The organism is Anaerococcus cruorum (assembly GCF_046365495.1).
Taxonomy (GTDB): Bacteria; Bacillota; Clostridia; order Tissierellales; family Peptoniphilaceae; genus Anaerococcus; species Anaerococcus cruorum.
In genome coordinates this window covers 75,722-90,633 of record NZ_JBGMEH010000006.1, presented here as the reverse complement: position 1 = coordinate 90,633, position 14,912 = coordinate 75,722, and the positions used below count along the sequence as shown (strand labels likewise).

Annotated in this window: 13 protein-coding genes; 4 read left to right on the top strand and 9 right to left on the bottom strand. The window is 30.8% G+C overall.

What is annotated here, in order from left to right; all coding sequences use genetic code 11:
* Positions 1–7: 7 nt before the first annotated feature.
* The 7 genes from ACCQ40_RS05090 to ACCQ40_RS05060 all read right to left on the bottom strand — a co-directional run bounded on the left by ACCQ40_RS05090 (position 8) and on the right by ACCQ40_RS05060 (position 8,454).
* Positions 8–877 (bottom strand): TPM domain-containing protein, encoded by an 870-nt coding sequence (locus tag ACCQ40_RS05090; protein WP_410032887.1) that lies wholly within the window; start codon positions 875–877, stop codon positions 8–10.
* Between the two features lie 11 nt (positions 878–888).
* Positions 889–1,482, bottom strand: coding sequence for a LemA family protein (locus ACCQ40_RS05085; protein WP_394018085.1), 594 nt, complete (start codon positions 1,480–1,482; stop codon positions 889–891).
* 27 nt (positions 1,483–1,509) lie between these two features.
* Positions 1,510–2,007 (bottom strand): anaerobic ribonucleoside-triphosphate reductase activating protein, encoded by a 498-nt coding sequence (nrdG, locus tag ACCQ40_RS05080; protein ID WP_410032886.1) that lies wholly within the window; start codon positions 2,005–2,007, stop codon positions 1,510–1,512.
* Positions 2,004–4,124 (bottom strand): anaerobic ribonucleoside-triphosphate reductase, encoded by a 2,121-nt coding sequence (gene nrdD, locus ACCQ40_RS05075; RefSeq protein WP_410032885.1) that lies wholly within the window; start codon positions 4,122–4,124, stop codon positions 2,004–2,006. Before nrdD ends, nrdG begins: the two co-directional genes overlap by 4 nt.
* 147 nt (positions 4,125–4,271) lie before the next feature.
* Positions 4,272–6,857: an ATP-dependent chaperone ClpB gene (gene clpB / locus ACCQ40_RS05070; protein ID WP_410032883.1), complete on the bottom strand. Its 2,586-nt coding sequence runs from the start codon at positions 6,855–6,857 to the stop codon at positions 4,272–4,274.
* A 3-nt stretch (positions 6,858–6,860) separates the two neighbouring features.
* On the bottom strand, positions 6,861–7,778 hold the full coding sequence (locus ACCQ40_RS05065; RefSeq protein ID WP_410032882.1) for a DnaJ domain-containing protein: 918 nt from the start codon (positions 7,776–7,778) through the stop codon (positions 6,861–6,863).
* A gap of 157 nt (positions 7,779–7,935) precedes the next feature.
* Positions 7,936–8,454, bottom strand: a complete 519-nt coding sequence (locus ACCQ40_RS05060; protein WP_410032881.1) for an adenine phosphoribosyltransferase — start codon at positions 8,452–8,454, stop codon at positions 7,936–7,938.
* 76 nt (positions 8,455–8,530) lie between these two features.
* Between ACCQ40_RS05060 and ACCQ40_RS05055 the strand changes: the two genes are divergently transcribed.
* From ACCQ40_RS05055 to ACCQ40_RS05040, 4 genes are all read left to right on the top strand, one after another.
* Positions 8,531–9,859, top strand: a complete 1,329-nt coding sequence (locus ACCQ40_RS05055) for an aminotransferase class V-fold PLP-dependent enzyme (protein ID WP_410032880.1) — start codon at positions 8,531–8,533, stop codon at positions 9,857–9,859.
* A 69-nt stretch (positions 9,860–9,928) separates the two neighbouring features.
* A complete protein-coding gene (gene scfA, locus ACCQ40_RS05050; protein WP_203126650.1) occupies positions 9,929–10,078 on the top strand; it encodes a six-cysteine ranthipeptide SCIFF in 150 nt (49 codons plus the stop codon).
* Between the two features lie 79 nt (positions 10,079–10,157).
* Positions 10,158–11,543 (top strand): thioether cross-link-forming SCIFF peptide maturase, encoded by a 1,386-nt coding sequence (gene scfB / locus ACCQ40_RS05045; protein WP_410032879.1) that lies wholly within the window; start codon positions 10,158–10,160, stop codon positions 11,541–11,543.
* Positions 11,544–11,639: 96 nt separating this feature from the next.
* Complete coding sequence (locus ACCQ40_RS05040) at positions 11,640–12,137, top strand: hypothetical protein (RefSeq protein ID WP_410032878.1); 498 nt, start codon at positions 11,640–11,642, stop codon at positions 12,135–12,137.
* On the opposite strand, the gene ACCQ40_RS05035 is transcribed toward ACCQ40_RS05040, so the two are convergent.
* Positions 12,134–12,763 (bottom strand): ComF family protein, encoded by a 630-nt coding sequence (locus ACCQ40_RS05035; protein ID WP_410032877.1) that lies wholly within the window; start codon positions 12,761–12,763, stop codon positions 12,134–12,136. The two genes, ACCQ40_RS05040 and ACCQ40_RS05035, sit on opposite strands and share 4 nt — an antisense overlap.
* Positions 12,753–14,909 (bottom strand): SF1B family DNA helicase RecD2, encoded by a 2,157-nt coding sequence (gene recD2 / locus ACCQ40_RS05030; protein WP_410032876.1) that lies wholly within the window; start codon positions 14,907–14,909, stop codon positions 12,753–12,755. Before recD2 ends, ACCQ40_RS05035 begins: the two co-directional genes overlap by 11 nt.
* Between the last annotated feature and the right edge of the window lie 3 nt (positions 14,910–14,912).

Sequence of the window (14,912 nt, the reverse complement as noted above, 5' to 3'; positions counted from 1 at the left end):
ACTCTCCTTAAAAACTTCTGCCAGCTCCACCACCACCAGTGGTACCTCCGCCTCCTTTGAAACCACCAGAGTAAGAATTACCTGATGATCCTCCAAAAGAAGAATTTCCAAAAGATGAACCTCCAAAAGGATTGGATCCTCCTCTATAATAACCGCCAAAAGGATCATTATAGTAACCTCTACCATAACGTGGATATCTTCTATAATACCTACGAGATCTACCGCCATATAGGCTCATTCTGGTAAACATATTAGATAAAATTATAAAAAATATTAACATTATAAGTAGGCTTCCAAGGCTAATACCACCGGAATATGTCTGGCTATTTACATCTAAATAATAATCATAGTTTCCATTTAATTCTACACCATATTCATCAGCTATCTCAGCTACTATAGCTTTAAATCCTTCATTGATAGCATTAGAATAATTACCACTTCTTAAATCATCAATCATGAAATTATCAATAATTCTACCAACTTTACCATCATTTAGTCTACCTTCGATGCCATATCCTGTTGCAATAAAAATTTCTTTTTTATCTGTTAAATCATCTTCAGTGATAAGCATTAATACCCCATTTTTCTTAGTCTGATCACCAATAGTCCACTGGTTAAATATTTTTGGGGCTAAATCACTTGCAGGTAAACCATTAGGATTTTTAATTGTGGCTACCATTACCTGAGAGCCAGTTTTTTGCTCCAGCTCCCTATTAGTTTTTGTAATATTTTCCATAGTTTCTCTATCTAGCATACCTAGCTCATCTAGGTAAAAACTAGTTGGTGCAGATGGAAGGCTTGCAAAAGAGTTTAAAGGAAAAAAGATTAGCATTAGTAAAACTATTAAATTAAATTGTAGTAATTTTTTCCTTTTCATAAAAACTCCTCTTAGTTATTTTTGTTAAAGTCTACTGTTGGTGCGTCTTGGGCACTAGCACTTGCTTCAAAGTATTCTGCTTCTTTATAACCAGTAAAACCTGCTATTATGTTTGTAGGAAATCTTTTAAGATCTGTGTTGTATTCTTTTACAGCTTGATTATAATTTCCACGCTCTACAGAAATTCTATTTTCAGATCCTGCAAGCTCATCCATTAATTGAGTGTATTGAGTATTTGCTTTAAGCTCTGGATAATTTTCTACTACTACATTCATCTCACGAACTGCTTGGGTTAATTCCTCATTGGCATCTGCTAATTCTTTTGGTGACTCAGCATTTGTAATTCCTGAACGAGCTTCTGTAATTTTAGTTAATGTTTCTCCTTCGTAATCAGAATAACCCTTAACTGTATTTACTAAGTTTGGTATTAAGTCAGCTCTTCTTTGAACTACGTTTTGTACTTGAGCATAAGCTTCATTTACATTTTCACGGCTGCCTGCTAGCCTGTTGTAGGTTGGGACTGTAAGTAGAAGGATAATAGCTAAAACAGCTATGATACCTATAATAGCTCCAAAACCTTTTTTCTTTTTATACGATTTATTCATCATTCCTCCTAAATATTTTATATGATATTAATACCCATTTAAAAGAATAATGCTATTATTAGCTAAGCTTTCTTTTACATCTATAATGCGCTGGTTAGCTGAGCCTCTAAATTTTAATTTCAAATCCTTTTTTTCTTCTATAAAAGGTCCATCTACTAGGACTTCCACTACTTCTAAGAGTTTCTTGTAAGTAGAATTTTCTATTAATTTTTCAAAAGTATAGCCAGAATAAATCCAAATAGGCTTATCTATTTTATTTTTTATATCAATTACTATAGTAGTCAAGTCTTTTGCACTCTCAAAGGGTTCTCCACCTAAAATAGTTAAACCTGCTACTTCATCTTTTAAAAGATAATCTATAATCTCTTTTGTAGTTTCATCTGTCCATTTTTCTCCAAAATTTGGGTCTTGATATTCTTTATTAAAGCAATTTTTGCAATTTAAACTACACCCTGTTACAAAAATGCTTGTACGGATACCAGGACCGTTTGCTATATCATATTTTCGAATTTGCCCATAATTCATATATGAAGCACCCTAGCCTTTATTTCCTTAGTTCTTCCTTCATTCCAGAAATTTTCTCCAAGATATCCACAGGTTCTTCTTACTACTGTTAGAGTATTTTTATCCTTGTTGCCACAATTTGGGCAGTACCATTCGTTTTTATCATTTAGTAAAATTTCACCGTCAAATCCACATTCATTGCAATAATCAAGTTTTGTATTAAACTCTGCATATTGGATGTGGTCATAAATGTATTTAATCATCGTCATAATAGCATCAATATTTGATGTCATATTTGGAATTTCTGCATATGAAATGCACCCACCTGTAGATAAGGATTGAAATTCTGCCTCAAAGTCAAACTTTTCAAAAATACTTATTTCTTCTCTAACATCTACATGGAAGGAATTTGTATAATAACCTTTGTCAGTTATATCTTCTATTTCACCAAATCTCTCTTTATCAATGCTTGCAAATCTATGGGTTAGGCTTTCTGCAGGTGTTCCATAAACTGCAAAGGCAATGTTATAATCCTTAGTCCACTCTTCTTTCTTTTTATTTAAAAGATTCATAATTTTTAGAGCAAATTTCTTTCCTTCATCACTAGTATGAGATTTGCCTGTTACTAGTTTACTTGCTTCATATATTCCAATATAACCTATAGTTACTGTAGCATAACCATTTTCAAGAAGTGGTTTTATTGGTGTATGTTTTGGTAGTCTTGCTATAGCTCCATGTTGAAAGTGGATCGGTGAGCTATCGCTTGTAACTTTAGACAGGTGATTATATCTTAAAAGACCTACTTCCTTTACTAATTCTAATCTTTTTTCTAATATTTCAAAAAATCTTTCTTCATCATTTTTAGCTAAAATACCTATTTGAGGAAGGTTTATAGTAGATACTCCCATATTAAATCTGCCATCAAATTTATATTCTCCATTTTCATCTTTATATGGTGGAAGAAAAGCCCTACATCCCATAGGAGAAAAAACATTACCTTCATAATTTTTCCTCATCTCTTTGGCAGAGATATAATCAGGATACATTCTTTTTGCAGTGCACTCTCCAGCAAGTCTTGTAATTCTATAGTATTTACTATTTTCTTTTATATTATTTTCATCCAATACGTAGATTAGTTTTGGAAAGGCTGGTGTAACATAAACTCCTGCTTCATTTTTGATGCCCTTGATTCTTTGCTTTAAGATTTCTTCTATTATTTTTACTGTTTCATCTAGGTAGAGATCATTTTCATCTGTATGCATAAATAGAGTTACGAATGGAGCCTGTCCATTACTAGTCATAAGAGTATTTATTTGGTATTGAATAGTTTGAATACCAGATTCCAAATCTTTTTGAGTCATAGCATCTGCCATAGCCAAAGCTTGGTCTTCGCTTGATAAAGTTTCTTTGGCTAGTCTTAAATTTTTATCATAAGATTTTTTTAGATATGGACTTAGGCAGGATATATTTATAGATTGGCCACCATATTGGTTAGAAGCAATTTGTGCTATGATTTGTGTCATAACATTACATGCTACTTGAAATGATTTGGGACTTTCTATTAATTTTCCATTTACGACTGTCCCTTGATCTAACATATTTTTCATATCAACAAGACAGCAATTAAAAATTGGTTGGATAAGATAGTCTAGATCATGAATATGTATCGCTCCTGACTCATGAGCTTCTACTAAGTGAGCTGGGATTAGTTTTCTTTTTGCTATGTCTTTTGCAACCTCTCCTGCTATTAGGTCTCTTTGAGTGGATGCTATTAATGGATTTTTATTTGAATTTTCATCCATTACATCAATGTTTGTTTGATTTAACAAACCTAATATGTCATTATCAGATGTATTTTGCTCTCTTTTATAAGCTTGGATTGACTTATATGATTCATAAGCTCTAGCAGTAGCTGGGTTATTATTTTTAATCAGCTCATAATAAACTACTTCTTCTATATCATATATGGAAATTTCATTTTTATCCTTATATTTTTCTTTTATTATGTGCGCTATCTCCTCTGGCTGATTTTTTATGTATACTCCGCTTGGAGAATTCATAGCTTTAAGGATAGCATCAGATATTTTTTCTTCTTTAAAATCATCTTTTTTACCATTTCTTTTTACAACTTGCAACATATTATCCCTCCTATACTTTCGCCAGTATACCATATCTAGTTTTAAAATAAAAGTATATACTATATATAGTATAGCCGACTAGAAAGCTTGGGATAATAAAAGAGATGTTGGAATAAAGCCAAGCACCTCTTTTTATTAAAAATTTATTTATTTTATAGAAAAAGCTAATTCTTTATTTTCATCTAGTTCTAATATAGCAGTATCTTTTGCTCCTACTTTTCCTTCGATTATTAATCTACCTAGTTTGGTTTCTACATTAGTTTGTAGGTATCTTTTTACTGGTCTTGCACCATATTCTACATCATAAGAATGGTCTAGGATATATTCTTTGGCAGCTGGTGTAATTTCTAGGTCTATATTTAAATCTTTAAGTCTTTTTCTAATTTCATTTACTTGTAGGTCAATGATATTATAAACTTGATCACTTATTAATGGGCTAAACATCACTATATCATCAATTCTATTTAAGAACTCTGGCTTAAATGATGCTCTTAATGATTCTTCTACTAGATTTTTATTTTCCTCATCGATTGTACCATCATCTTTTAGGCCATCGATTAAATATTGACTACCGATATTTGATGTCATGATTATAATGGTATTTTTAAAATCAACTGTCCTACCCATACTATCTGTAAGTCTACCATCATCTAATACTTGTAATAAAATATTAAATACATCTGGATGAGCTTTTTCAATTTCATCAAATAAGATTACAGAGTATGGCATACGGCGAACTGCTTCTGTTAACTGGCCACCTTCTTCATAACCTACGTAACCTGGTGCTGCACCTATTAATCTTGAAACAGAATATTTTTCCATATATTCTGACATATCAATTCTTATCATGTGATTTTCATCATCAAACATAGCTTCAGATAATGCTTTTGCAAGTTCGGTTTTACCAACTCCAGTTGGACCTAGGAAAATAAATGATCCTATTGGTTTTGACATATCTTTTAGTCCAGATCTTGCTCTAACAATAGCATCTGAAACTGCAGTAATAGCTTGATCTTGCCCTATTACTCTTTCGTGTAATTTTTCTGGAAGTGATAAAATTTTACTTCTTTCACTTTCTACAAGTTTATTTACAGGTATGCCTGTCCAGTTACTTACAACATCAGCTACATCTTCATCTGTTACTTGTTCTTTTATAGCATCTTCGTTATCCTTTTGAGAAATTTCACTTGCTTTTTTAAGCTTTTCTTCTAAAGCTGGTAAAGTTCCGTAACGTAGTTCAGAAAGTTTTTCAAAGTCATAGTTTCTTTCTGCTTGTTCAATTTCGTTATTTACCCTATCAATTTCTTCTTTGATATTTTTTACATCATCAATGGATGATTTTTGTTCTTTCCATTTTAAGAAGTCTTCATCGTATTTCTCAGATAAGTCAGCTAGTTCTTTTTCAAGTGTTTCTAGTCTTTCTTTTGATGATTCATCTTCTTCTTTTTTAAGAGCAGTTATTTCAATTTGTAATTGTAATAATTTTCTTTTTTGCTCATCAAGATAGGTTGGCATAGTGTCTATTTCTGTACGAACTGTGGCACAAGCTTCATCCATAAGGTCAATTGCCTTATCTGGTAAAAACCTATCTGTAATATATCTATCGGATAATTCTGCTGCTGCTATTACTGCGCTATCTTGGATGCGGATACCGTGGAAGATTTCATATTTATCCTTGATACCTCTTAAAATGCTTATAGTATCTTCAACTGTAGGTTCATTTACCATTACCTTTTGGAAACGTCTTTCAAGCGCTCCATCTTTTTCGATATATTCCCTATACTCGTTTAAAGTTGTAGCACCAATTACTTTTATTTCGCCACGAGCAAGCATTGGTTTCATAATATTTGATGCATCCATAGCTCCTTCTGTTTTACCAGCTCCTACTAGAGTATGGATTTCATCTATAAACATTATTATTTGGCCATCAGAATTTTGCACTTCTTCTAAAACTGCTTTTAGTCTTTCTTCAAATTGGCCACGGTATTTTGCACCTGCTACTAAGGCACCCATATCTAGTGAGAAAATTGTTCTGCCTTGTAGTGGTTCTGGTACATCGTTATTTACTATTCTTTGGGCAAGCCCTTCTACAATAGCAGTTTTACCAACACCAGGATTACCAATTAATACTGGGTTATTTTTCTTACGACGAGATAAAATTCTAAGTGCATTTCTTATTTCGCTATCACGACCAATAACTGGATCTATTTTTCCTTCTCTAGCTTCTTTGGTAAGGTCTCTACCAAATTTTTCTAATGGGTTGTTTGTTTCTTCTGGATTTTCTGTTGTCACTTTTTGACCTTTCCTGACCTTATCTATAGATTTTTTAAATTCTCTATATGTTAGACCATATCTTTTATTTATATCACTTACCTTAGTTTTTTCATTTAAAAGTGAAAGGAAAATATGTTCCATAGATACAAAACTATCTCCCATATTTTCTGCTTCATCTTCACTTTTTAATAATATTCTTGAAAGAGTTTGAGTTGGATAGATATCTGAGCCACCACTAGCTTGTGGCAATCTATCCATCATTTCTCTTATTTCATTTCTATAAGCTTCAAAATCTACTTCCATAGTTTTAATAATTTGAGCAACTATGGAATCAGAATTTTCTATTAATGCATAATTTAAATGTATTTCATTTACTTCTGGATTGCTATTTTTTATTGCATAACTATTAGCATTATTTATAGCTTCTAGTGATTTTTGTGTAAATTTATTGTAGTCCATAATCTATCCCTCTATTTCGTTTAGTTTTTCGTATAAGTCTATCATTTCATCATTAAAGTCTGTTGGGTTATCTATGATAATTTCAAGAATTAAATCACCTTTATTGTTTTTCCTATCCTTATAACCATAACCTTTAAGCCTTATCTTTTGTCCTGAGTTTACTTTTTCAGGTATGGTTACCATCAAGCTACCATCTGGAGTATTTACTTTTCTTTTAATTCCAAAATAAGCTTGCCATGGATATATTTTTTCTCTTTTTATTATATCTATTCCATCAAGTCTTCTATCGTCTTCATCTTTGATGATTATTTTAGCTACAATATAGGCATTTATCCCATTTTTTGAGCCGTCTACTTTTATTTTATTGTTATTTTTAATACCTGCTGGTATGTTAATTTCTATATTTTTAATTTCATTATTGTGTTTAACAGCAACAGATTTGCTAACCCCATTTTGAGCGTCATCTATACTTAGTTCAATTTTTGTATCAATAGTAGTTTTCTTTTTTGCACTTGTAGCTCTTGATGATTTACGAGAACCTGCTCTTTGGTAAGTACTTCTACCAAAGCCACCAAATAGTCCATCAAAAAAGTCTGAAAAACCACTATCAGATCCTGTGGTATAAGTATATGATCCGTTCCCAAAATTACCAAAGTCAAATCCAAAATCACTTGGGTCAAAGTTTTGACCACCTGAAAAGTTTGCATTATTGCCAAACTTATCATATTTTTTACGTTTTTTAGGATCAGATAATACTTCGTAAGCTTCATTAATTTCACTAAATTTATCTGCTGCATCTTTATCATCTGGATGAAGGTCTGGGTGATATTCTTTAGCAAGTTTTCTATAAGCCTTTTTAATATCGGCATCACTTGCTTTTTTATCAACTCCTAATACTTCATAATAATCTCTATATTTCATATTACCTCCATCATTATCTATTATTATTTGACCATCTCTGACCTTAATTAAACTATACTATTTATGTATATAAATTCAAGTAATTTTATAGAGTTTTTTAGATTATTAAGTCTTTTATTAAATATATAAATAAAGAGCCTTCAAAGAAGGCCCATTTTTAATGATCGTATTTTACTAGTGATATAACTTTGTAATCGCATAGGACTTCTCTACCATTTAAATCTTCTAGTTCAATTAAAAATTCAAAGGCTGCTACTTCTGCTCCTAATGTTTCTACTAGTTTTGCAGCTGCATGAGCTGATCCACCTGTAGCTATTAAATCATCGATAATTACTACTTTATCACCTTTGCTTATGGCATCCTTGTGCATTTCTAATTCATTGTTACCATATTCTAAGTCATAAGAAATTTTTTCGATTTCACCTGGTAATTTTCCTGGCTTTCTAACTGGAACAAATCCTTTGTCTAATCTGTCAGCTAAAGGTGCACCAAAAATAAATCCACGAGATTCTATACCTACAATGTAGTCAAATTCTATGTCTTTTAGCTCTTCTTCTAACATATCTAAAGATTGTTTGTATGCATCTTTATCTTTTAATAATGTTGTAATATCCTTAAAAGATACACCCTCAACTGGGTATCCTTCAATAACTCTAATTTTTGATTTTAAATCCATTCTATCCTCCACATAGATTATACCCTAATTAGTAGTTAATTATAATTACTATTGTAAAGTATAAATAGGAGTTATTATGTTAAATAAAAAATTAGACGAATATTTAAAAAGTGATTACTATCCCTTTCATATGCCTGGTTCTAAAAGAACTGATATTTTAAGAAAAGATTTACCTTATCATAGAGATCTTACAGAAATAGATGGTTTTGATAATATAAATGACCCAAAAGATATATTGCTAGAACTAAATAAAAAAATAGCAGATATCTATGGAGTAAAAGATGCTATTATATCTACAAATGGATCTACTTGTGGAATTTTAGCTACTATCAGAGCTTTAACTTATCAAAATAAAAATATACTTATCCAAAGAACTTCTCACAAAGCAGTTTATAATGCAATTGAATTAAATAATTTGAATCCATCCTACATAGATGTAGTTTTAAGTGAGGAAAATGCCGTAGTTGATATTAATTACGACAATTTTTTTAAAAAAATTAGAAGCAGAGATTTTGCAGCTGTTATAGTAACTTCACCTTCCTATGAAGGTTATATACTCGACTTAGAAAAAATTTATAAAGAGTGCCAAAAAGTAAATGTACCATTGGTAGTGGACTTAGCCCATGGCTCTCATTTTATACTAAATGATAAGTGGTGCGATAAATTAGATATTGCTATTACATCTTTTCATAAAAATTTATCTGCACTTACACCTAGTGCTTGTGTTTTGATAAATAATGAAAAATATTCTCCGGAAATAAAAAGAAATATGGCTATCTTTCAAACATCTTCCCCATCCTATATAACAATGGAATCTATTGATGATATGGTAGATAATTTTCCTAAATTTAGTGACTTATATCTTAACTTAGAGAAAGAATTAGAAGACTTGTATTCTCTAAACTTAAATCATTTAAAACTAGTAGACCATCCAAAAAAAGATAGGTCAAAGATTTTACTATCCACTATAAACACAGATCTAAATGGAAGTACATTACAAAACCTTTTAAAAGAAGAGAAGATAGAAATAGAGATGGCCTACCCATCTTATGCCTTACTTATTGCAACTATATTTGATAAAAAATATGGGTTTGATAGGTTAAAAGATGCCCTTATAAAGATTGATCAAACTTTATCTTATAAGGAAAATAGAAATAATTTATCTTATCAAATACCAACAAGTAAATTAAATATAACAGATGCATTATTAAAAAATAAAAAATACATTAGTATATCTGAGGCTTGTGGTAAAGTATCTGGTCAATTTGTCTATGCCTACCCTCCCGGAATTCCTCTAATAGTTCCTGGGGAAATAATTAATAAAACAGTGATAGATGATATTAATAATATGATAGAAAGTGGTATAGATGTAAATATAATTAATGATATCCTAATAATAGATTGACTTTTTATTAGTTAACTGTTATTATAAAGATGTATAAAATTTACATATATAATTAAAAGGAGAATACATATGCAAAGAATTGTAACACTTAATACAAGAAATCTCCATAAATCAAAAAAGAATGGTGGATGTGGTGAATGTCAAACATCTTGCCAATCAGCTTGTAAAACTAGCTGTGGAGTAGCTAACCAAGAGTGCGTTAGCAAAAAAGAAAAATAAGGGTCTGGCCCTTATTTTTTTTCTTTATTATTTCCTATCAATTTAGTATAATATTATTATCACATTTTAAGGAGAATATATGATACACCAATATAAGGCCAAGGGCTTTAATATAGTTTTAGATACATATAGTGGAGCAGTCCATGCTGTCGATGATGTTACTTATGAAATAATTTCTTTATATGAAGGTCACTCTAAGGAAGAAATAAAAAATATCCTATCTACATATAATCTTTCAGATGACCAATTTGAAGAAGCTTACAACGAAGTAAAAGATCTAGAAAAAGAAGGTATGCTCTTTACTACTGATAATTTTTCTGATCTTGCCATAGATGTTACAAAAAGGCCTACAAATGTAAAGGCTATCTGCTTAAATGTCGCTCATACTTGTAACCTATCTTGTGAATATTGTTTTGCTAAGGGTGGTAAATACCATGGTCCAGATGCAATAATGACAAAGGAAATAGCTAAAGAAGCTATAGACTTTTTAATTGCAAACTCTGGTAACCATTACAATCTTGATGTAGACTTCTTTGGTGGAGAGCCACTAATGAATTGGGATGTTGTAACTGAAACAGTTGCCTATGCAAGAAGCCTTGAAGAAGAACACAACAAACACTTTAACTTTACTCTTACTACAAATGGTATGCTTTTAGATGATGACAAAATTGATTATCTAAATGAAAATATGAAAAATGTAGTTTTATCCCTAGATGGTAGAAAAGAAACCCATGATGAGTTTAGAAAAACAATCGGCGGCAAAGGATCTTTTGATACAGTAGTACCAAAATTCCAAAACTTTGTTAAAAAACGTGGAGATAAAGAATATTACATGCGTGGTACCTACACTGCAAGTAACCTAGATTTTACTAACGATATAAAAACATATCTAGATTTAGGTTTTAAAAGAACATCTCTTGAGCCAGTAGTAGGAAATTCTGATTCTGATTATGCGCTAAAATATGAAGACCTACCAGTTTTATACGACCAATACGAAAAGCTTGCTGATATGATGATGGAGGCTATTGATAATAATGATGAATTTATCTTCTATCACTACATGATAGATTTAGAAAATGGTCCATGTGCTCATAAAAGATTATCTGGTTGTGGGTCTGGAACAGAATACATGGCAGTAACCCCTACTGGTACACTTTATCCATGTCACCAATTTGTTGGTAACGATGATTTTGTAATAGGAAATCTCGATGAAGGTATAGTAAGAAATGATTTAGTAGACCAATTTAAAACATGTAATTGCTATTCTAAAGAAGAATGTAAAACTTGCTGGGCAAAAATGTATTGTTCAGGTGGATGCGCAGCAAATAACTATAATGCCAACGGAGATATAAATAAAACTCACGAATACTCTTGCAATCTATTTAGAAAAAGAATTGAAATGGCTATAGCTATTAAAATTTATGAGTATATGAAAGAAGCTGAAAAAACTGAAGTTCTTGCATAAAATTTAATAAATTATTTTTAATACCCAATAGTACAGATGAATAATAAATGTATTATTGGGTATTTTTATAATATAAGAATTAATGGAGGACAAATTATGACTGACGAAAAAAGAACTTTTGAATCTGGTAGTAATCACAATATAAATAGGGAAAATGTAAAAAAGGAATTTGATACTCGTAAAGAAAATTTAGAGAACGATTTTAATCACGCTAAAACCAAAGTAGAAAGTGATTTTAACCATGTTAAAGATGAAACTACAAATGACTTTAACCATGCTAAAACAAAGGTGGAAAATGACTTTGACCACGCAAAAACTGAAGTAAAGAATGATTTTGATAATCTAACTCACCATAAAGATTCAAATAGAACACATTCTAATGAAACTGTAGATACCTCTAACTATAAAAGAGTAAATACAGAAGGTGATAGAACTCACGAATCTAAGGATAAAGTTACCACTAACAGAAGCGTTAGAGAAAGTAGAAATGACGCAGACAAACCATTTTATTCAAATTGGTGGTTCTGGGTTATATTACTATTAATCATATGGGTACTATGGTATTTTTTCTTTAGAACACCAGCTACAATTTAATTAACCCTATGTTCAGAGGTGATTGCTAAAACTTTCACCTCTTTTATATTACAATTTTCTAAAACTTTTATAATTTCCATAGCAGTATTACCAGTAGTTACTAGATCATCAATTAGAAGCACACTTTTTCCAGTAAGATCTTTATCATAAGAAAAAGCATCTATTAAATTATAAGCCCTATCTTCTTTATTTAAATTATGCTGGGCCTTAGTATTCTTAATTTTCTTAAAATCGTTTAGATAAATACACTCAGTATCTTTTATAAAATGATCAGTTATAGTTTTTATATGGTCAAAGCCCCTTTTGTTTATAGTGGATTTTGAACTTGGAGAAGGCAGGATATAATCACAATCAAATAAATTATTTACTCTAGCATAGTCATAAATAATGCTAGCAAAAACCTTGGCTAGCGATGTATTACGATTAAATTTGTAGTCTCCTATTAACTTTTTCATAGATTCATTATAGAAATATACTGCATGAGCCTCATAATTTTCTAAGCTAAATTTATTTGCTACATAGTCTAATTTTTTTAGGCAATCTTTGCATAAAAAATGAGCTACTATCTTGTTTTGCTTACAAGAGTAGCACATATTTTTATCTAAAAATAGAAAATCAATCACCATCTACATTCTCCATCTCATTTATCCAATAGCTAAGATTGGTATATCTTTTATTTGAATTGTTATTATCAACCATTTGTTTGATGATTCGTTTTTCTCCGACAAGGACAACTAGTTTTTTTGCTCGAGTAACTCCTGTATAAAGAAGGTTTCTAGTTAAAAGCATGGGAGCTACCTGCATCATAGGGATGATTACACAATCAAATTCAGAACCTTGTGATTTATGGATGGTAATAGCATAAGAAAGATCTAAATCTCTAATATCCTCTTTTTTATATGTAACCACCGATCCATCATAAAATTCTACTTCTAGTTTCTCATCTTCTTTATCGATTTGGTTTACAAAACCAATATCGCCGTTATAAACTCCCTCGGCATCAGTTAATGCGTTTTCAGCCACTAAATCATAGTTATTTCTAACTTGCATTACCTTATCATGTAGCTTATATATCTTATCATTTATCTTAAGCTCTTCCTTAGTCGGATTTAAGATATTTTGTATATTTTCATTTATATTTGTGGCTCCCCAGGGTGTTTTCTTGCTAGGGCATAGTATTTGTATATCTTTTATCTTATCTAGACCATAAAACTTGGGTAAACGATCATTTACTAAATTTGACAACACATCATTAAAGTTATTGCGGTTGGCTTCTATAAAGAAAAAATCCTTACCCGATTCATTTAAGATTGGATATTCTCCATTGTTGATTTTATGAGCATTTACAATTATATTTGATTCTAGACCTTGCCTAAAAATTTTCTTAAGTCTTATAGTTTTTATATCAGTATTTATAATATCCGCCAAAACATTTCCAGGTCCCACAGACGGTAACTGATTGCTATCTCCTACCATTATAAGAGCAGTTTCTGGAGAAATAGCACTAAGTAAAGTTTTCATCAAATAGATATCGACCATACTCATCTCATCGACTATTATATAATCTTTTTCTATTGGGTTTTCTTCATTATATTCTGCAAATGCTTCATCAGGTTTAATTCCTAATAATCTGTGAATAGTGTAAGCCTCATCTCCAGTAGATTCTTGGATTCTTTTTGCAGCCCTACCAGTTGGTGCTAGCATGGCGTAGGATAAATCATTATTATTTAATATTTTTTTAATGGCATTTATAATAGTGGTTTTACCAGTGCCAGGCCCACCAGTAATAACCATAACCATATTTTTAAAGGCTTCATTTATAGCTACTTGTTGCTCATCAGAAAATACGCTTAAATCTTCATCTATTTCTACATCAAAATTATAGGCACTGTCCTTTTTTTGCTTAAGTGCCAAAGCTATGTATTTTTCTGCCTTATATAGGGATTTTTTGTAGACAAATTTTACATCTTCAATAATAACTATATAAAGTTTACCTGCTAGGATGTCTTTATCTATTTGTTCTTTAATATCCTCATCTTTTACTCTTAATAAATTTGCTACCTTATAAACTAAATAATCCATTTTTATAGCAGTATGCCCGTTAAATTCTGATTCGTAGTTTAAGGTATGACTGATGCCAGCTGATATTCTAAAACTCGAGTTAGAAGATATTTGCATATTACGAGCTATATTATCCGCCATAGTAAAACCTACACCGCTTATATCATCTACTAGCCTATATGGATTTGTTTTTATAATATCTATGGTATCTTCTCCATAAAGTTTATATATTTTCATAGAAAGATTATAAGAAATATTTAAACTTTGTAAGTAGAGCATGGTATTTCTCGAATCTTTAGTTTCTGCAGTAGTAAGTTTTATATCTGCTATTTTCTTTTTACCAATTCCCGCTATAGACTTTAATTTTTCTGGGTTATTGTAGACTACATCTATAGATTCTTCACCAAATTGATTATAAATTTGAGCAGCAGTTTTTTTGCCTATTCCCTTTATATTAGCATTGGCTAAATATGTAACTATTGCATCCCTGCCAGATGGTTTTAAAAGTTTAATAGAGCTAACATTTATCTGCTCACCATATTTATCATGATAAACTAAGTCTCCTGTTACTTCTACATTATCGCCTTCATCAAAAAAAGGCATAGTGCCTACACAAGTTATATCTGAATCAGATGTATCTACTACAATAATATTGTAGCCATTATCTTCATTTCTATAAATTATATTAGTAACTATGCCTTCTATTTTCATTTT